Consider the following 19,796-nt stretch of genomic DNA (forward strand, 5'->3'; position numbering starts at 1 on the left):
GGTTGTGGACCAAAGGATAGACCAACTCCGCAGGCCTGTGATGTGCAGACTGTGCCAATTTTCGGCAAGCTTGCTTACAGCCGCCACGCGAACCCGGCCGATCTCCTGCGGTCGGTAAAACGCGTTCGCGAAAATCGAGAGAAAAATTACCGCCGCACAACCGCCATCGCGAAACCCGAATCGGCAGGACAATCGGTGTCCTGGTGTGGCAGGAACTTCACCGTCCTCCGGCTTGTTGCCGGGACCGGCACTGCCCCAGCGTGCGTGGGGGAAGCGAAGATGGCGCAACATCTTTCGGTGAACATCTCCAACCTCGATGGCTTCGAGGGCATGCATCAGGGCGTCAAGGGCAGCCATGTCGACGTCATGCAGATCGGACGTGGCAGGATGCGCGGGACCCTGTCTCATGTCGGCATCGGGGATTTCTCGCTGAGCATCGGCTCGTTCAATCTCGGCCTGCGCACGCAGCGCATCTCGACCGATGACCGGCTGATCGTTGGAATGCTGCTTGATGCCGAAGACCGTGTCACGCACTGGTCGTTCGACATGCGTCCGTCCGACGTCCTGGTGATCCCGCCGCTGGTCGAGCATGATGGGATCTTCCACGGCGCATCCACTTATGCAGCGGTCCGGCTCGATCTCGCTCATCTCGGCTCCGTGTTCGGCGGCGACGCGCGGCTCAGCGATCCCGCCCATTGGCTGGAAAAGAGCTACTATCGCACGAGCGATGCGATCGGCATGGTCGCGGCCCGCCGCCTGCCCCAGATCGTTTCAAGTCTCGCCCGGCACGGGGCGGTGCTTTCGGATGATGCGGCCGAATTCTGGAAGCGCGCCATCGTCGACTGCATGACGGGTACGATCGTCAATTCGCTGCCGCCTGATGACAGCGGCTATCTGCCGTCGGCGATGAATCTCGTTCGCCGCGTCGAGGACTATCTCGATAGAGTGGGCCCAAGGCCGGTGCATATCTCCGAGATCTGCGCCGAATTCAGGCTGTCGCGGCGCGGACTTCACCGTGCCTTTCACGACGTGTTCGGCATCGGCCCCGTGACATTCCTGCGCCACAAGCGCCTTTGCGCCATCCATTCCATGCTACGGGAAAGCGCGCCCGGAGAGGTCACCGTCGGCGAAGTCGCGATGCAGCAGGGCTTCATCGAGCTCGGACGGTTCGCCCAATATTACAGAAACCTGTTCGGCGAGTACCCGTCCGAGACACTTCGCGGCAAGCGCGCCGGCGCACTGCCGCCGTCCGCCGCCGCATTTCGTTGAACCATTCGCAGCAAATCCGTAGCCCGGGTGGAGCGCAGCGCAACCCGGACAACTGTATCGACATCGAAGAAAGAACCCGGGTTACGCTGACGCTTCACCCGGGCTACGGCAGGATGCGATGCGCGTGACGGCATCACTCCACCAGCAGCACGTCGACGGAGACGTTCAGCTTCTGCTTGCGCGAGCCGACGATGATGCCGTCGACCGGCGAGACGTCGGAGAAATCGCGGCCCACCGCGAGGATGATGTGATCGTTCTCGACCAGGAGATCGTTGGTCGGATCAAAGCCGATCCAGCCGAGCTCGGCGCCGCACCACACCGAAACCCAGGCGTGGGTCGCATCAGCCCCTTGCAAGCGCGGCTGTCCCGGCGGCGGGATGGTGCGCAAATAGCCGCTGACATAGGCCGCCGGCAGGCCGAGGCCGCGGAGCCCTGCGATCATCACATGGGCAAAGTCCTGGCAGACGCCGTGGCGTTTCTCGAACACTTCCGTCAGCGGCGTCGAGATCACGGTGGCCTTGGAATCATATCTGAAGTCGCTGCGAATGCGGCGCATCAGGTCGGCGGCACCCGCAACGATGCCGCCTCCTCTTGGAAAGCTTGCGGACGCGTAGGCCGTGAGCGGGGCGAGCACCGGCACCAGGGCGCTCGCAAAGACATAGCCGACCGGCGAGGATGGTCCGAGGCTCGTCGCCTCGAACGCGATGTCGCGCACGCTCTCCCAGGACGGGCTCGGCGCGGTGCGGCCGGGCGCATGGCGCAAGACCGAGACGCGCGAGCGCGAGTCGATGCGCAGATTGCGGTGCGCGGTCTCGATCAGGATGCTTTCGGTCAAGGTGCCGAAGAAGTCGCGCCGCGCCGTACGCTCCGCGGGCCGCGGCCTGATCTCGACGCTGTGGGAAATCAGCTCCTGCCCGCTGCCGCTTTGCGGCTCGAGCCGCAGCGAGCATCGCGCGACGCTCACCGGGCTTTCGTAGGAGTAGGTCGTGACGTGCCTGATATCGTAGATCACGCGAGGCCCGTCAGCTTCTCCGGCCGGCTCGCATTGGGCCCGTGCGGGAAATAATGCAGCCCGATGGCATCGGCGAGATTGAGCAGGTCCTGCTCCAGCGAGAACAGCGTCTTGACATCAAGGGTCGTCGCTTCCGCCGTCGCCAGCATCGCCTGCAGCGCGACCGCAAGCCGCTGCGGGCGCTCGATCATCCCGTATTCCTTTAGGCTCGGCAGTGCCGCGATGTGTTCGTTGAGGCTTTCGACCTGGAATGCGACCGAGCGCGGGTTATAGGGGTCGAGCACCGCGAGATCGCGCACCGGCGCGAGGAGCGGCGTCACCAAATAGCGCGAGCGATAGGTGATCTGACAATCGACGAGCGTCAACAGGATGTCGAGGTCTTCGTCACCAGCCTCGTCATAGGCGAACTGCCGCGCGAAACGGGTGGTGTTGATGGCGCGCTCGGCACGGCGGCCCATGTCGAGGAAGCGCCAGCCGGCGGCGCGGTTCATGTTCTCCTGCGCAAGTCCCGCAAAGCTCGCCAGTTCCTGCAGCGTCAACTCGGCCGCGCTGATGACGCCATCGTCATCCTCGACCTCCTCGCCGAGCCGGTCCACCATCTCGGTGATGACCTGCCAGGCGTCCGGCGACAGACGCTCGCGCAGCGAGGTGGCGGTGCGCTGCGCCGAGCGGACCAGCGACAATGCCGAACCAAAGCGCTCCTCGCTCTGCAAGGCCTCGGAGGCGACCTTGGCCAAGTTCGCGCGCGCCGTCTGCGAGCTCGCGCCCCAGGCCACCAGCATGCGCTGGATGCGCTCGACCGAATGCAGGTTGGACGTGCTGCTCGGATTCGACCTCGCGGGATCGCGCATCGGCGAGCCGAGCGCGCGAATCAAGCGCAGCGTCGCTTCGGCGCGTTCGAGATAGCGGCCGAGCCAGAACAGATTGTCGGCGGCGCGGCTTGGCAACACGCCGGCGATGCGGCGGATGCGCACGGTATCGCTCGCGGGCAACAGGCTCGCGGTCGAAACCGCTTTTTCCGACACCACCCAGACATCCGCGGCGCGCGCGCCGTCGCCCATCGACACCGCGCGGGCGTCAGGCTGTTCGGCGATCCGGCAGAAGCCGCCGGGCAGGATCGTCCAGCCGTGCGGCGTGGCCGCGGCGAAGACGCGCAGCACAAAGGGCCGCGGCGTGAGCCGGCCGTTCTCCCACACCGGCGTGGTCGACAGCCGCACCAGTTCCTGGCCGACATAGTCGATGCCGCGTTCGACGATCGCATTCCGCAGCTGCTCGCGTTCGCTCGGCGACAGTTCGCCCGCGAGCACGGGGCCATGGCTGGCAAAACCCGGCACACCCCGGCCATAGGCGCTTTCGATCGCGAAATCATCGAGCCGCGACAGCACCTGTTCGCGCGCCGCCTTCTGGCCGCACCACCAGGTCGCGATATGCGGCATTTCCAGTTCTTCGCCGAGCAGGCGGCGGCAGAGGCTCGGCAGGAAACCGAGCAACGCGCGAGCTTCGAGCACGCCGGAACCCGGCATGTTAGCGACGACCACACCGCCCTTGCGCAACACCTCGATCAGGCCGGGCACGCCGAGATGCGAGGAGGCGTTGAGCTCGAGCGGATCGAGCCAGTTGGAATCGACCCGCCGCAGCAGCACGTCGAGCCGCTTCAGCCCGGCCACTGTGCGGATATGGACGCGGTCGCCGCTGACGGCGAGATCGTCGCCTTCGACCAGCAGGAAACCGAGATAGCGCGCCAGCGTCGCATGCTCGAAATAGGTCTCGTTGAACGAGCCCGGCGTCAACAGGCCGATGCGCGGCTCGTCGCGGTCGGCGCTGGCGCGCAGGCCATCGCGAAACGCTTCGAAGAACGGCGCGACGCGCTCGACATTCATCGACTTGTAAAGGCCGGAGAAAGCGCGCGACAGCACCAGGCGGTTTTCCAGTGCGTAACCCGCGCCCGACGGCGCCTGCGTGCGGTCGCCGAGCACCCACCAGCGGCCGTCAGGGCCGCGACCAACATCGGCGGCATAAAGATGGAGATAGCGGCCGCCCGGCGGCTTGATGCCGCTGACGGGACGCAGATATTCGCTGCTGCCGGCAATCGCGGCGGCGGGGATCGCGCCATCAGTGACGAGGCGACCATCGCCATAGATATCGCGCAGGATCATTTCGAGCAGTTGCGCGCGCTGCGTGATGCCGGAGACCAGCTGCTGCCAATCGGCATCATCGATGATCAGCGGCAAATGGCTCAGCGGCCACAGCCGGTCGGACGTTTCGCCGGGTGCGCGATAGGTGACGCCGGCGTCGCGCAAATGCCGGTCGGCGGCGGCGAAGCGGCGCTCGATCTCGGCCGGCGAAAGCGCGGCAAAGGCGTCGAAGAAACGGGTCCAAACCGGGCGCGGGGTGCCGTCCGGGCCGATATATTCATCGGGAATGCCGGGCAGCCGCGCATAGTCGCGCGACCACTGCGCCATGCGGCGCTGGGCCGGGCGGGCCTTGTTCTCCTGATTGTTGCCGACCGATCCGGTCATTCCCGACGCTCTGCGTTTGACGCGTTTTCTTCACGCGAACCGGTACCCACTTCGCTCGAAAATACTATGGTGCAATCAATGCAGGAGCGGCGTCCGCAAGTCGAGGGTCAGCGGGAATTCAATTGTGCGTTCTTCCGGCGGCGGCTCGATCCTGCCGGGGGTGTGGCCGTGGTCCTGGAAGCGGGCCAGCCGCCGCGCCTCGGCCTCGTAGGAATTGACCGGCTTGGTCTCGTAATTGCGGCCGCCAGGATGGGCGACATGGTAGACGCAGCCGCCGAGCGAGCGGCCGTTCCAGGTGTCGATCAGGTCAAAGGTCAGCGGCGCATGCACCGGGACGGTCGGATGCAGGCCGGAGGCCGGCTGCCAGGCCTTGAAGCGGACGCCGGCGACCGCCTCCCCCGAACGTCCGGTCCCCGTCATCGGCATCCGCCTGCCGTTGCAGGTGACGACGTGACGGCCCTCGACAAAGCCGGATGCCTTGACCTGCAACCGCTCGACCGAGGAATCGACATAGCGGACGGTGCCGCCTGCGGACCCCTCCTCGCCCAGCACATGCCAAGGCTCGAGCGCCTGCCGCAGTTCCAGCGCGACGCCGCCATGATGGACGCGGCCGAACGCGGGAAAGCGGAACTCAAGTTGCGCGGCGTACCATTCCGGCGAGAACTCGTAGCCGGAGCGCCCGAGATCGGCGAGCACGTCCAAGAAATCTTCCCAGAGGAAATGCGGCAGCATGAAGCGGTCATGCAGCGTGGTGCCCCAGCGCACGAATTTGCCCTGCTGCGGCTCGCGCCAGAGTTTTGCGATCAGCGCGCGGATCAACAGTTGCTGCGCCAGCGACATCCTGGGATCAGGCGGCATTTCGAGCGCGCGGAATTCGACCAGGCCGAGCCGGCCGGTCGGGCCATCGGGCGAATAGAGCTTGTCGATGCAGATCTCGGCGCGATGCGTGTTGCCGGTGATGTCGACCAGGATGTGCCGGAACAGCCGGTCCACCAGCCACAGCGGCGCTTCCACGCCCGCCGGCGGCACATGGGCGAGCGCGATTTCGAGTTCATAGAGCCCGTCATGGCGCGCTTCATCGACGCGCGGCGCCTGGCTGGTCGGGCCGATGAACATGCCTGAGAACAGATAGGACAGCGACGGATGCCGCTGCCAATACAGCACGAGGCTCTTGAGCAGATCTGGCCGGCGCAGGAACGGCGAATCCTCCGGATTGCTGCCACCGACCACAATGTGGTTGCCGCCACCGGTGCCGGTGTGGCGCCCATCGATCAGGAAACGGTTGGCACCGAGCCGCACTTTCGCGGCATCCTCGTAGAGGCCGAAGGTGATATCGACCGCCTCGCGCCAGCTTTGTGCCGGCTGGATGTTGATCTCGATCACGCCGGGATCGGGCGTGACCTTGATGACCTCGATGCGGGGATCGAACGGCGGCGCGTAACCCTCGATATGCACGTGCATCTGCAATTCTTCGGCGGTCGCCTCGATCGCCGTCACCAGTTCGAGATAGTCCTCGACCTTCTCGACCGGCGGCATGAAGGCGCACAGGGTGCCGTCGCGGATTTCGATCGACATCGCGGTGCGCACCGGCGGCGGCTCGGGGAGGTCTTCGAGCAGGCGCTTCAATTCTTCGTCGAAATCCGGGAGGCCGCCACGCGGCGCCATCGGATCGATCTCGATGATGTAGGGATAATCTTCCGGCGCGATGTATTCGAGCGAAGAGATCGGCAGCCGCAGGCCGAGCGGGGAGTCGCCCGGCGACAGGAACAGATGGCTGCGCCGGAGCTTCCAGTGCTCGCTGCGCCAGCGGGCGCGTATGCCGGCGAGCGGACTGAAGCGCTGGATCGGGAGCACATATCCTTTTGGCGTCGTCAATCCCTGATCAAACACCCGCGCCAGACGCGCGCTCTTCCGGATCGGACAGTTTTGAGTTCGCAGGGCTGACATTGGCGGGAAGCGCGGCCTCGCGCTGAAGCCAAAAGGCGGTATCCTCGAAGGCCGGCATGACGTAGTCGGCCGCCAGCGCGAGCTTCTGCGCCATGGTTATGGCGAAGCGCTCGGCGTCCTCAATCTCGGCCTTGTAAGAATTGTCGACCTTCGCGATCAGATTGGCGTTCCTCCAGATCGGCACGCCGTCCTTGCGCCAGTAGAGGCCGAAGGCCCAGCGCGGCAGGCTTTCGCCCGGATACCATTTGCCCTGGCCGTAGTGCAGTAAGCCGCCCGGCGCGAAACGATCGCGCAGGCGGCGGATCAGATCATCAGCGAGTGCGCGCTTGGTCGGACCGACCGCGGCGATGTTCCATTCCGGCGCCTCGAGATCATCGACCGAGACGAAGGTCGGCTCGCCGCCCATGGTGAGCCGCACGTCTTCCGTCCTCAAGTCGATATCGACCTGTTCGCCGAGCGTATCGAGCCGCGCCCAGGATTCATCCGAGAACGGACGTGTGATCCGTGGCGCTTCGCGGATGCGCTTGACGCTCATCTCGAATGCGAAATCGACATTGGCAAATCCGGCGGTGCCGGAGATCGGCGCCGCCGAGCGGTAGTGCGGCGTGGCCGCAACGGGAATGTGCCCCTCGCCCGTCAGCATACCCGAGGTGACGTCGAAGCCGATCCACCCAGCGCCGGGCAGATAGACTTCGGCCCAGGCATGCAGATCGGTGAAGTCGTTCTCGACCTCGCGCGGTCCCTCGACCGGATCGATGTCGGGACGCAGCTGGATCAGATAGCCGGAGACGAAGCGCGCGGCGAAACCGAGATGGCGCAGAATCTGGATCAGTAGCCATGCCGAGTCACGGCACGAGCCCGCGCCGGCGGCCAGCGTCTCCTCCGGCGTCTGCACGCCCGGCTCCATGCGGATGAGATAGCTGATTTTCTCTCGCAGCTTCGCGTTGAGGTCGACCAGGAAATTGACGGTGCTGTCGGCCTCGCGTGGAATCTCCTTCAGGTAAGCTGCGAGCAGCGGCCCGGGCTCGATCGTTGCAAGATAGGGCGCGAGCTCGTTCTTGAGATCATTGGTGTATTGGAACGGATAGGAGGTGGCGTAGGACTCGACGAAGAAGTCAAACGGATTGATCACGGTCATCTGCGCCGTGAAATCAACCTCGATCTTCAGCTCACTCGCCTTCTCCGGAAACACCAGCCGCGCCAGCCAATTGCCCTGCGGGTCCTGCTGCCAGTTCACGAAGTGATTGGCTGGCGTGACCTTGAGCGAATAGCTCAGGATCGGCGTGCGCGTATGCGGCGCCGGACGCAGGCGAATGGTCTGAGGCCCGAGGTCGATCGGTCGGTCGTACTTGTAATGCGTGACGTGATGCAGTGCGACGAAGATCGACACGGATGGCGGACTCCAGCAGCTTTTTTGAGCAGAACACTGGTTCCGGCCGACAGCAAGCACTAACAACGGGCACGGTGCCTATCGTCTCGGCGCGCTCTAACCCCGAGTCGTCCCGGGCTTGACCCGGACCCATAACCACAGGGTTTAGTGATGCACGAAGCTGTAACCGCTTGCTCGCGCCACAACGGAGATCACGCGGTATGGGTCCCGGGTCAAGGCCGGGACGACGGAGACTACATCGTCGCGCCCAAGACCCACGGCGCGAATTCGGCGCCGCCAAAGTCAAAACTCTCGCTCTTGGTGGGCTGGCCGGATGCCGTCTTCAGCATGAGATCAAAAATGCGCTGGCCACATTCCTGCACGCTCTCCTCGCCGTCGAGGATGGTGCCGCAATTGACGTCCATGTCGTCTTCCATGCGCTTGTACATGGGCGTGTTGGTGGCGAGCTTGATCGACGGCGCGGGCTTGCAGCCGAACACGCTACCACGGCCGGTGGTGAAGCAGACGAGATTGGCGCCGCCCGCCACCTGCCCGGTCGCCGCGACCGGGTCGTAGCCGGGCGTGTCCATGAACACGAAACCGCGCTTGGTCACCGGCTCCGCGTAATGCAGCACGTCGACCAGATTGGTGCTGCCGGCCTTGGCCATCGCGCCGAGTGATTTCTCCAGGATCGTGGTGAGGCCGCCGGCCTTGTTGCCGGGGCTTGGATTGGCGTTCATCTCGGCGCCTTCGCGCTGCGTATATTCTTCCCACCAGCGCATCAGGCCGACCAGCTTCTCGCCGACCTCGCGGCTGACGGCGCGGCGCGTCAAAAGATGTTCGGCGCCATAGGTCTCCGGAGTCTCGGACAAGATCACGGTGCCGCCGTGCCGCACGAGGAGATCGCTGGCAGCGCCGAGTGCGGGATTGGCGGAGACGCCGGAATAGCCGTCGGAGCCGCCGCATTGCAGCGCCACCGTGAGCTCGCTCGCGGCGACCTTCTCGCGCTTCACCTTGTTGGCGTCGGCGAGCGCTTCGCGCACGAAGGCGACGCCGGCTTCCACGGTCTTGCGGGTGCCGCCGACTTCCTGGATATCCATCGCGCGCAGACGGCCGGCGAGCTTCTGCTCCTGCATCAGGCCGCCGATCTGGTTCACTTCGCAGCCGAGGCCGAGCACGATCACGGCGGAGAAATTCGCATGCCGCGCATAGCCGCCGAGCGTGCGGCGAAGCAGCGCAAGCGGCTCGTCCTGGGTCATGCCGCAGCCGGTCTTGTGAGTCAGCGCGACGACACCGTCGACATTCGGGAAATCGGCCAGCGGATTGTCGCCGGTGAACGGATTCTTCTTGAAGACGTCGGCGACGAGGCTAGCGACATGGGCGCTGCAATTCACCGAGGTGAGGATGCCGATATAGTTGCGCGTAGCCACGCGGCCATCTGGACGGCGGATGCCGTCGAAGGTCGCCGGCAGATCGAAATTGGGCACCGGCTTCACGTCGACGCCATAGGCATAGTCCTTGGCGAAATCGCCCATGCCGCAATTCTGGGTGTGGACGTGCTGACCCGGCGCGATCGGCGCGGTGGCAAAGCCAATGATCTGGCCATAGCGCTTGATCGGCTCTCCTTGCGCGATCGGCTTGATCGCGACCTTGTGGCCGGCCGGAATGCGGTCGACGGTGGTGACGCCGCTGGCGACCTCAAGCCCCGGCGGCAGGCTCGCGCGCGCGATCAGCACGCTGTCATCGGGATGCAGGCGGATCACGGGTGCCGGGGCCATGGGATTCTCCTTAGTTTCGTATTCACCTCTCCCCGTTCTTACGGGGAGAGGTCGGATCGCATCGCAGATGCGATCCGGGTGAGGGGCAAGCCACGCGCTCAACTGCTAGTTCAGTGCTCGCGGATAGAGGCCCCTCACCCTACCCTCTCCCCGCGAAGAGCGGGGAGAGGGAGATAGAGAGACCGTTACGCTTTACCGCCAGATTCCTTGCGGGTCTGGTTCACCTGCATCTTGGCGTAGGTCATCATCAATCCGCTCTCGTTCGAGAGCGTGACGAGCTTGAAGCCCATGTTGATCGCACGCACCGCGCCTTCGGCGCCGCTGCAGTGGATCCCGGGGTTGAGGCCGCGCTTTCCGCACTCCTTGATGATCTTCTCGTAGATTTTGAGGATCTCCGGCTCGTCGCGGTCGAGCTTCGGCACCAAGCCATAGGAGAAGCCGAGATCGGAGGGACCGATATAGACGCCGTCGATGCCCTCGACGTCGAGGATCGCTTCCATGTTCTCGACCGCGGTCCTGGTTTCCATCATCGGCAGCAGCACGATCTCATCGTTCGCGGTCTGCTGATAGGTGCCGGCCGAGCCGTACATGCCGGAGCGGATCGGGCCGTTCGAGCGCGTGCCCTTCGGCGGATATTTCGCATAGGAGACGAGGTTCCTGGCTTCCTCGGGCGTGTTGACCATCGGGCAGATCACGCCATACGCGCCGCCGTCGAGCACCTTGCCGATGATGCCGGGCTCGTTCCAGGGCACGCGCACCATCGGCGTCACCGGATGGCCGTTCATGGCCTGGAAGCATTGCACCATCGACAGATAATCCTGCACACCGTGCTGCATGTCGACGGTGACGCTGTCGAAACCGCACTGCGCGATCACTTCGGCCGAAAAGCCCGACGGGATCGCCAGCCATGCGTTGACAACCGCTTTGCCCGACGCCCAGATTTGCTTGACCTTGTTATTCGCCACTTTGCCTTCCTTCCTTTTTTGTCGGACCTTCCGTCATTGCGAGCCACCCGGTCGGCGCGAAGCGCCGCCGGATGACAGGCTCCGCGAAGCAATCCATCTCACCGCAAGCTGAAACATGGATTGCTTCGTCGCTATCGCTCCTCGCAATGACGGCAATTTGTAATGACGAAGTTAACCTGTTGCCCGCTGGATGCTGACTTCGCTGACGCCGACTTCGCGCGCGGTGTTCACTATCGCCGCCCAGGTGTCGTCAGGCAAGGGGATGCCGTTCCTGGTGCGCTCGGCGCGGGTCTTTCTTTCGGGGTCGCCGGGGATCAGCACCTTGTCGGTGCCGGCGATCGGCTTGGTCTCGCGAATGAAGTCCACATAGCGCGAGATTTCGCCGTCGAAGAAATTGGCGGGGTCGACCACCTTGGGATCGACGTAGAATGCCAGCATGCCATTGGCAAAACGCCGGTTCGGCGCGGTCGCGCCCGTTCCGGTCAGTGCGCCGCCGAGCAGTTCGCAGATGAACGCCAGACCAGAGCCCTTGTGCTCGCCGAAGGCACGGATCGCGCCCGTGCCCTTGGTGTGATCGCGCGGCCCGTCCGGGGTGTACGGCCCGTACAACACATGCGGATCCTCGCTCAAGGTTCCGTCGGAATCGACCAGCGCGCCAACAGGCAGTTTCTTGCCGCCGCGGCTCGCGACAAGGACCTTGCCCTCGGCGACAACAGAGGTGGCGAAATCGAGCACGATCGGATCGTGGCCTTCGCGCGGAATACCGACGCAATAGGGCGCAGTCGACAGCCGCTTCTCGACGCCGCCGAACGGCGCGACCAGCAGCGAGCCCGCGGCATTGACGAAATGCACCGACACCAGCCCTTCGGCGGCGGCCATCTCGGCCCAATCGCCGACGCGGCCGATATGGCCGGCATTGCGCAGCGCAACTGCAGCGAGCCCCGCCTTCTTGCACTTTTCGATGCCGATCTTGACGGCGACCGGCGTAACGGTCTGCCCGTAACCGAACTTGCCGTCGACGACGGCCAGCGAGGGCGTATCGACCACGACCTCGGCGGTTTGGTTCGGAACCACCGAGCCCATTTTCTTCCAGCGGATGTAGACGGGCACGCGGATCACGCCGTGGCTGTCGTGCCCGGTGAGATTGGCGGTGGTCAGATATGTTGCAATGCGACGGGCTTCTTCGGGCGAGGATTCGGCGTGAGAAAAGACTTCAGCAACGAAATTGATGAGATTATCGACCTTGATCGTCACCATGGATATGTCACTCGCTCCTTGGTTTGGAGCACGATCCTTCCGGCACACCGGCTCCTCCGGATCATGCTTCTTATGCGCTGGCCTTGGCGTGACCGCCGAGATAGGCCGCAGCGATGGCCTCGTTGCCCCACAATTCGTCGGGCTTGCCGCCAAGCACAATCCGCCCCGTTTCCAGGACGAAGCCGTGATCGGCGACCGAAAGTCCCATGCGCGCATTTTGCTCAACAAGCAAGACCGTGGTGTCTTTCCTGATCTGCGAAATGATGCGGAACACCGCCTGCACGATGACGGGCGCAAGTCCCAGCGATGGCTCGTCCAGCAACAGCAGCCGCGGCTTCGCCATCAAGCCGCGGGCGACGGCAACCATCTGCAATTGACCGCCGGACAGCGTCCAACCCAGCGCGTCGGCGAAGGCGCGGATATCCGGAAACAGGTCGAACATCGCATCTGCCTCGCGCGAGATCTGCGCCGACGAAGCCTTTCGGTTTGACGCGCCGAGCATGATGTTTTCCTTGACCGTGAGGCCCGGGAACACCCGCCTGCCCTCCGGCACATGCGAGATGCCGAGCCGCACGATCGCCTCCGGCCCGAGGCCGGCGATCGATTGTCCATCAAACATGATTTCGCCTGAGGTGGGCTTGGCGAGCCCCGAGATGGCGCGGAGCGTGGTGGATTTGCCGGCGCCGTTGGCGCCGAGCAAGGTCACCACCTGCCCTGCCTCGACGGCGATGGTGACGCCGCGCAGCGCTTCGATTTCGCCGTAGCGGACCACGAGATTGCGGATTTCGAGCAGCGGCATCATTCGCTCCCGAGATAGGCGGAGACGACATCGGGATGGCGCAGCACCGCCATGGATTCGCCGTCCGCGATGCGGCGACCGAAATTGAGCACGGTGATGTGCTGGGCAGCCTCAGAGACGAGCGTCATGTCATGATCGATGATCAGGATGGTCAGGCCCTGCGCTGCGATGCGCTTGAGCAGTTCATGCAATTCGAGCTTCTCGGTCGAGTTCAGCCCTGCGGCCGGCTCGTCTAACAGCAGCAGCGTCGGATTGGCGGCGAGCGCGCGCGCAATCTCGATCAAGCGCTGGTGGCCGTAGGAGAAGCTCGAGATCAGCTCATTGGCGCGGTTACCGAGGCCGACGAAATTCAGTGCCTCCATCGCGCGTTCGGTCAGCGCGTCCTCGCCCTTCCCGATCATGGTGTTGCCGGGCCGCTCGGCGCCGATCTCGACATTCTCGAGCGCCGTCATCGAACGGAACAGACGGATGTTCTGGAATGTGCGCCCGAGGCCCGCAGCCGTGCGCTGGTGCGGCGGCATGTGGGTGATGTCGGTGCCGTCGAGCACGATCTTGCCCGAGGTCGCCTCGTAGAGGCCGGACAGCACGTTGAGCGTCGTGGTCTTGCCGGAACCGTTCGGCCCGATCAACGCGTGGACCCCGCCGCGCCTCACCGCGATGTCGACGCCGTCGACCGCTTTCAGGCCGCCGAAATGTTTCGACAGTCCGGTGACCTCCAGCACGTAGTCGCCGCCGACGGTCGCGGGCTTCAACTGCAGCGCGGCCGCAACAGGCGGCGCCTTGGTGTGCGCGCGCCAGCGATTGAAGGCATCGGCGACGAAGCCCCAGATGCCGTCAGGCATGAAGCGGATGATCAGGATCACGAACAGGCCGTAGATGGCTAGATAAAGGCCGGGCACGCTCTTGAGGAAGCGCAGCCATTCCGGGATCAGGATCAGGAGCCCCGTGCCGATCGCCGAGCCGATCGGCGAAGCGACGCCGCCGAGCAGCGACATCGTCAGGAACACGATCGATTCCGCAAAGGAGAATTGATCGGGGCTGACATAGGCGAAGCCACCGGCAAACAGGCCGCCCGCCAGGCCGCCGAGCAGCGCACAGAGCGCGAAGGCGTAGATCTTGGTGCGGAACACGTCGATGCCGTTGACGCCGGCCGCGAGTTCGTTGTCGCGCACCGCCCGCATCGCGCGGCCGAGCTTGGTATCGGAGAGATGCCAGACCAAATAGCCGACGATCGCGAGCATGGCGACGCAGAAAGCGAGATAGCTCTGCGACGTCTGGAACAGCTCGGGACGACGGATATTGGGGACGCCGTCAGGCCCGCGCGTCAGCCAGATCGCGTTGATCATCACAAGCGTGACGATCTGCTGGAACGAGATCGTCACCATCGCGAGGTAATGCCCGCCGAGCCGCAAGGTCGACATGCCCAGGAACGCGCCGGCAAGCAGCGCGATCACGCAGCCGCCAACAAGGCAGAGCCAGAAGCTGAGATGCAGGTCAGTCGTTCCGATGCCGACCGCGTAGGCGCCGAGCCCGAAGAACGCCGCCTGCGCCAGATTGATCTGGCCGCACAGCCCGAGCACGACCGACAGGCCGAACACCGCGATTGAGAACGTCGTCGCCTGCAGCAGGATGTTGAGGATGTAGCCGTCGAACCGCAAGCCTGCGGCAAGCGCCACCAGGATCGCCGCGCCGATGAAATACGGCAAATGGCGGATCACAAGCGGTTTCGAGCGGACGGCGGGTGCCGGGATCGGCACGTTGTCGCGGGGGGCGCTCATGCTTTCTCCGCCACGCGTTCGCCGAAGATGCCCTGCGGCCGGAAGATCAGGAAGGCGACCAGGACCAGGAAGGCAAAACCATCCTTGTAGGGAACCGAGATGTACGCCGCGCCAAAGGTCTCGATGACGCCGAGCGCGAGCCCGCCGATAATGGCGCCGGCGACATCGCCGAAGCCGCCAATAATCGTAGCAGCGAATGCCTTCAGCGCGATCGTCGAGCCCATCTGGATCGAGACGAACAGCACCGGCGCAACGAGAATGCCGGCCAGACCGCCGAGCACGGCGGAATAGATGAAGGTGATCATGATCATGATGGAGACGGAAATGCCGAGCAGCGAGGCCATTTCCTTGTCCTGCGAGGTCGCCTGCAGCTTCTTGCCGAGCAGCGTCTTCTCGAAGAACCAGTAATTGAAGAACACGAGCGCGATCGTCACCGCGATGATCAACAGATACTGGCTATCGAGATAAACAGGACCAAGCTGGATGCCGGGCGTATCGAACCAGCCCTGCAGCACCTGCGGCTGCGGGCCGTAGATCGCCAGCACCGAATTCGACAGCAGGATCGAGGCGCCGATCGTGGCGATGATGACAGGCAGGAAGGTGCGGTGGCGCAGCGGATAATAAACGCCGAGATTGAAGATCACGCCAAGCAGCGCCATGCCGCCAAGCGCGATCAGGAAGGACAGCCAGTAGGGCCAGCCGAGATCGACGGAGAACACCACCATCAGATAGGCCGCGACCATGGAGAACTCGCCTTGCGCGAAATTCACCACATTGGTGGCGCGGAAGATCAGCACGAAACCGAGCGCGACCAGCGCGTAGACGGCGCCGATGCCGATGCCGGTAAACAGCAGTTGAAGGACGAGATCCATGACAAGCTCGGTTAGGAGGAACCCAGAGAATTCGCCGAAAGGTTTTCGGCCCCTCCGTGGAGAACGAAGAGGCCGAAAACGTGGTCAATCGTTGAATTCAATGTGCTTGTCGAAAACGATTTTGCCCTTGTCGTTTTTCACGATGTTGTAGCCGTGCAAACCGTCGCCGTTCTGGTCGAAATTATACTCGCCTTCGGCGCCGGGGAATTTCTTGATCGACAGGATCGCCTCGCGGATTTTTGCAGGCTCGGTCGAGCCGGCCTTGTTGATCGCCGCCGCCAGCACGGTGACCGCGTCATAGGGCCAGGAGCTCTGGTTATCCGGTGCGACCTTGACCGCATCACGATAGAGCTTGCCGAACGCCTTAGAAGCTTCGCTGGAATCTTCCGCGTAGTCCGCGACACCATAGGTGTTGTACAGCGCAGGCCCGGCGAGTTTCAGCGCGGTGATATTGACGATCGAGGGCGAGCCAACCCAGGGAATGTTGACGCCGAGCTGGCGCAACTGCCGCGCAAAGATGCCGAGGTCGTTTTCGAAGGTGAAGTAGGATCCGAGGATATCGGCGCCGGACTGCTTGATCGCGAGCACGACCGGAGTGAAGTCCTGGCTCTGGTTGGCATAGCCTTGGTCGAGCACGGGCGGGGCTCCGAGCTTTTCCAACGCAGCGGTCAGAGCCTTGCCACCTGCAGTGCCAAAAGCGTCGGTGGAATGCAGCACGGCCCATTTCTTCTTGCCGAGCGTGTTGACGCCATACTCGGCGATGACGCGCCCGGAATAGCTGTCATTCGGACGGAAACGGAACAGCCACTGATTGCCCATGTGCGTGAGGTTCGGATCGGTACCCCCGATCATCACGGGCTTGCCAAGCTTGAGCACGTCGGGCGCCATGGCGTGCACCTGGGTCGACCGGATCGAACCAAGGAAGCCGACAATGTCGGACTGCGCAGCGAGCTTGGAGAAGGCCAGCACGATACCGGGATTGGTGGTCTGATCGTCTTCGATGATCAGCTCGGCCTGCTTGCCGAGGATGCCGCCGGCCTTGTTGACCGCTTCGAGCGCGAGCTTCGCACCCTGGATGGCGTAGCGGCCTGATTCGGCGGCGGGACCGGTCACGGGCGCGCACATGCCGATCTTGATCGTGGCGCCCTGCGCTCTCGCGCTCGTGATGATGTGGGGGGCGGCAAGGCCGGCGACGACACCAGCCGCGAAATCGCGTCTCGTCAGTTTCATTGGTTTCTCCCTGAGGCCGGGCTTCTTCGTCGGCCCTTCTTGCTGTTGGCGATCCCGGGCGGGGCGCGAACCGCATGCGTACTTACGGACTCTCCGTCTCGGAGTAAATTGATATTGCGGTGTTTTCGACTAACGATGGAGGTGCAGCGTTATCCGCGCGCACAGGAAAGATGAATGCCGACGAGATCATGACTATTCCGGCAGATTCCGCGCGCCTGCCAATTCCTTTGTGCTCAAACGATGTGCAGGAAAGGCGAGCTATGCGTCCGAGCACACATCATCATGCAAATTTTGCATTTATTCGTCCGCCTCGCCCCTGCCCTCTTCCGCGCCTGACAAGCTCGCAAGACTTTCCTCGAGCGCACCGAGCATGGCCTGCAGCTCAGCAAGCTTGCGCGCGCCGTAACGTTTTGTAATGGCGGCGTAGATCGCTTCCGATGTCGGCGCGACCGCTTCGATCAGCTTCAATCCCCTCGGCGAGATCGACACCACGGCGCGACGCAGGTCCGCCTCCGCCGAACGGCGCTCGATCAGGCCGCGCGCTTCGAGGTCGCGCAGGATGCGCGACAGGCTCGGCCCCAGCAGGAAAGCGAGCCGCGCGAGGTCGGTGACCTCGATCGACTCCACCGATGTGAGCGCGCGCAGGATGCGCCATTGCTGCTCGGTCAGCGCATGATGACGCAGAGAGGGACGGAACTGCCGCATCACGGCCTCGCGCGCGCGCAAGAGCGACATCGGCAGCGAGCGCGAGAAGTCGCGCATCGGCCCCTGCCGCTTTGTCTCCGGCGTCGCGCGCGGCCGCGAACCGTTCAAGGATGATTTCTTACCTGGCATCGTCAATCTTTTGCGGCGCAACAAAGCGCAAATCAATTTACGCCGATACATTTAACATGTTAATCATTCCGGCGCATCAGGAGCGATCCACCTTGCCGCATTTCACCATCGAATATTCGGCCAACCTGGATTCCCGTCTCGACATGGGCGAAGTGGTCGAACTCGTGCGCAAGGCGGCGATCGAGACCGGCATCTTCCCGCTCGGCGGCATCCGTGTTCGCGCCGTCAGATGCGAGCACTACGCGATCGCCGACGGCCGAAACGACTACGGCTTCCTCGACATGGTGCTGCGGCTCGGAGAGGGGCGCGATCTCGCAACCCGCAAGAAGGCGGGAGACCATATCTTCAGGACGCTGTCGACCTATCTCGACCCGGTATTCGCGAGCAGCAAATTCGCGTTGTCGTTCGACATGCAGATCAACGACAAGGAGACGAGCTGGAAGCGCAACAGCATCCACGATGCGCTCAAGGTGGAGACTGTCCGTGGATAAAGCGAAGGCGAAATCGGCCGAACTATTCCAGGCCAACCGCGACCGCGCTGCGCCATTGCTGGCAAAGCTGAAGGCGGAGGGAATTGGCCACATGATCGACGGCAAGGTCGTGCCATCGACCTCCGGGCAGACATTTGAGACGAAGTCGCCGATCGACGGCGCCGTGCTGGCAAGTGTCGCGCGCGGCAATAATGAGGACGTCGATCGCGCCGCGACCGCCGCCGCCCTCGCCTTCAAGTCCTGGCGTGATATGTCGGCCTCGATGCGGCGCAAACTGCTCAATCGCGTAGCCGACGCGATCGAGGATCATGCCGACGATATCGCGGTGCTGGAATGCATCGACACGGGCCAGGCGCATCGCTTCATGGCGAAAGCCGCAATCCGCGCGGCCGAAAATTTCCGTTTCTTCGCCGACAAATGCGCCGAGGCGCGCGACGGCCTCAACATGCCGAGCGAAGAGCACTGGAACATCTCTACGCGCGTGCCGATCGGACCGGTCGGCGTGATCACGCCGTGGAACACGCCGTTCATGCTCTCGACCTGGAAGATCGCGCCAGCGCTCGCCGCCGGCTGCACGGTGGTGCACAAGCCCGCCGAATGGTCGCCTGTGACGGCTGATCTATTGGCAAAGCTGGTGAAGGAAGCAGGCGTGCCCGACGGCGTGCTCAACACCGTGCATGGCTTCGGCGAGGAGGCTGGTAAAGCGCTGACCGAACATCCCGCAATCAAGGCGATCGGCTTCGTCGGCGAGAGCGCTACCGGGTCCGCAATCATGGCGCAGGGCGCGCCGACGCTGAAGCGTGTGCATTTCGAACTCGGCGGCAAGAACCCCGTGATCGTGTTCGAGGATGCCGATCTCGAGCGCGCGCTCGATGCCGTCGTGTTCATGATCTACTCGCTGAACGGCGAGCGCTGCACCTCCTCGAGCCGGCTCCTGGTGCAAGAGAGCATTGCGGAACGGTTCGTCGAAACGCTCACGGCGCGGGTGAAGGCGCTGAAGGTTGGCCACCCCCTCGACCCCGCAACCGAGATCGGGCCGCTGATCCATGAGCGGCACCTGGCAAAGGTCTGCTCCTACTTCGACGTGGCACGACAGGAAGGCGCGACGATCGCAGTCGGCGGCAAGCCGCATGACGGTCCGGGCGGCGGACATTATGTGCAGCCGACGCTCGTCACGGCCGCGCATTCCAAGATGCGGGTGGCGCAGGAAGAGGTGTTCGGACCGTTCCTCACCGTCATCCCGTTCCGCGATGAGCTTGATGCGGTCGAGATCGCCAACGGCGTGCAATATGGCCTCACCGGCTATGTCTGGACCGGCGACATGGGCCGCGCGCTGCGCGTGGCTGATACGCTCGAAGCGGGCATGATCTGGCTCAACTCGGAAAACGTCCGCCACCTGCCGACGCCGTTCGGCGGCATGAAATCGTCAGGCATCGGCCGCGACGGCGGCGATTATTCGTTCGACTTCTACATGGAAACCAAGCACGTCTCGCTGGCGCGCGGGACGCATAAGATACAGAGACTGGGAGTGTGATGGGCGCCACTGCATCGACAAAGACGGTGCCCCACCTCTCCCATAGGGAGAGGTCGAATTGCGCAGCAATTCGGGTGAGGGGTTGCGCTCTGTCGAGGGACCTGAGCCCCTCACCCGCCCTGCGGCGCGACCTTTCCCTATG

General features: G+C 63.9%; 13 protein-coding genes and 1 pseudogene. 3 read left to right on the forward strand and 11 right to left on the reverse strand.

Annotation, left to right across the window (positions count from 1 at the left end):
* The first annotated feature begins 279 nt into the window (after nucleotides 1-279).
* Nucleotides 280-1,269 (forward strand): helix-turn-helix domain-containing protein, encoded by a 990-nt coding sequence (locus tag AC5ZG5_RS03290; protein WP_456643035.1) that lies wholly within the window; start codon nucleotides 280-282, stop codon nucleotides 1,267-1,269.
* 133 nt (nucleotides 1,270-1,402) lie between these two features.
* Here AC5ZG5_RS03290 and AC5ZG5_RS03295 read toward each other — a convergent pair whose 3' ends face one another.
* The 11 genes and pseudogenes from AC5ZG5_RS03295 to hpaR form a co-directional block, all read right to left on the reverse strand.
* A complete protein-coding gene (locus AC5ZG5_RS03295; RefSeq protein WP_456643036.1) occupies nucleotides 1,403-2,281 on the reverse strand; it encodes a transglutaminase family protein in 879 nt (292 codons plus the stop codon).
* Nucleotides 2,278-4,800, reverse strand: coding sequence for a circularly permuted type 2 ATP-grasp protein (locus AC5ZG5_RS03300; RefSeq protein WP_456643037.1), 2,523 nt, complete (start codon nucleotides 4,798-4,800; stop codon nucleotides 2,278-2,280). Before AC5ZG5_RS03300 ends, AC5ZG5_RS03295 begins: the two co-directional genes overlap by 4 nt.
* Nucleotides 4,801-4,875: 75 nt before the next feature.
* Nucleotides 4,876-8,137 (reverse strand): annotated as a pseudogene (locus tag AC5ZG5_RS03305) (transglutaminase family protein).
* 233 nt (nucleotides 8,138-8,370) lie between these two features.
* A complete protein-coding gene (locus AC5ZG5_RS03310; protein ID WP_456643038.1) occupies nucleotides 8,371-9,894 on the reverse strand; it encodes a UxaA family hydrolase in 1,524 nt (507 codons plus the stop codon).
* Between the two features lie 185 nt (nucleotides 9,895-10,079).
* Complete coding sequence (locus AC5ZG5_RS03315; RefSeq protein ID WP_130224346.1) at nucleotides 10,080-10,859, reverse strand: HpcH/HpaI aldolase family protein; 780 nt, start codon at nucleotides 10,857-10,859, stop codon at nucleotides 10,080-10,082.
* 171 nt (nucleotides 10,860-11,030) lie between these two features.
* Nucleotides 11,031-12,116, reverse strand: coding sequence for a malate/lactate/ureidoglycolate dehydrogenase (locus tag AC5ZG5_RS03320; protein ID WP_130224348.1), 1,086 nt, complete (start codon nucleotides 12,114-12,116; stop codon nucleotides 11,031-11,033).
* Between the two features lie 70 nt (nucleotides 12,117-12,186).
* On the reverse strand, nucleotides 12,187-12,915 hold the full coding sequence (locus AC5ZG5_RS03325) for an ABC transporter ATP-binding protein (protein WP_208819979.1): 729 nt from the start codon (nucleotides 12,913-12,915) through the stop codon (nucleotides 12,187-12,189).
* Nucleotides 12,915-14,693 carry a branched-chain amino acid ABC transporter ATP-binding protein/permease gene (locus AC5ZG5_RS03330; protein WP_456643039.1) on the reverse strand — a complete coding sequence of 593 codons (1,779 nt, stop codon included), beginning with the start codon at nucleotides 14,691-14,693 and terminating at the stop codon, nucleotides 12,915-12,917. Before AC5ZG5_RS03330 ends, AC5ZG5_RS03325 begins: the two co-directional genes overlap by 1 nt.
* Nucleotides 14,690-15,565, reverse strand: a complete 876-nt coding sequence (locus AC5ZG5_RS03335) for a branched-chain amino acid ABC transporter permease (protein WP_456643040.1) — start codon at nucleotides 15,563-15,565, stop codon at nucleotides 14,690-14,692. The genes AC5ZG5_RS03330 and AC5ZG5_RS03335 overlap by 4 nt, the downstream gene beginning before the upstream one ends.
* Before the next feature lie 84 nt (nucleotides 15,566-15,649).
* Nucleotides 15,650-16,795, reverse strand: a complete 1,146-nt coding sequence (locus AC5ZG5_RS03340; RefSeq protein ID WP_130224356.1) for an ABC transporter substrate-binding protein — start codon at nucleotides 16,793-16,795, stop codon at nucleotides 15,650-15,652.
* 297 nt (nucleotides 16,796-17,092) lie between these two features.
* Nucleotides 17,093-17,557, reverse strand: a complete 465-nt coding sequence (gene hpaR, locus AC5ZG5_RS03345; protein WP_130224407.1) for a homoprotocatechuate degradation operon regulator HpaR — start codon at nucleotides 17,555-17,557, stop codon at nucleotides 17,093-17,095.
* Between the two features lie 164 nt (nucleotides 17,558-17,721).
* Here hpaR and AC5ZG5_RS03350 point away from each other — a divergent pair, with 164 nt between their 5' ends.
* Nucleotides 17,722-18,120 carry a 5-carboxymethyl-2-hydroxymuconate Delta-isomerase gene (locus AC5ZG5_RS03350; protein ID WP_456643055.1) on the forward strand — a complete coding sequence of 133 codons (399 nt, stop codon included), beginning with the start codon at nucleotides 17,722-17,724 and terminating at the stop codon, nucleotides 18,118-18,120.
* Nucleotides 18,089-19,654 carry a 5-carboxymethyl-2-hydroxymuconate semialdehyde dehydrogenase gene (gene hpaE, locus AC5ZG5_RS03355; RefSeq protein WP_456643041.1) on the forward strand — a complete coding sequence of 522 codons (1,566 nt, stop codon included), beginning with the start codon at nucleotides 18,089-18,091 and terminating at the stop codon, nucleotides 19,652-19,654. The genes AC5ZG5_RS03350 and hpaE overlap by 32 nt, the downstream gene beginning before the upstream one ends.
* The last annotated feature ends 142 nt before the right edge of the window (nucleotides 19,655-19,796 follow it).

It is taken from the genome of Bradyrhizobium sp. Ses1, from assembly GCF_059512365.1.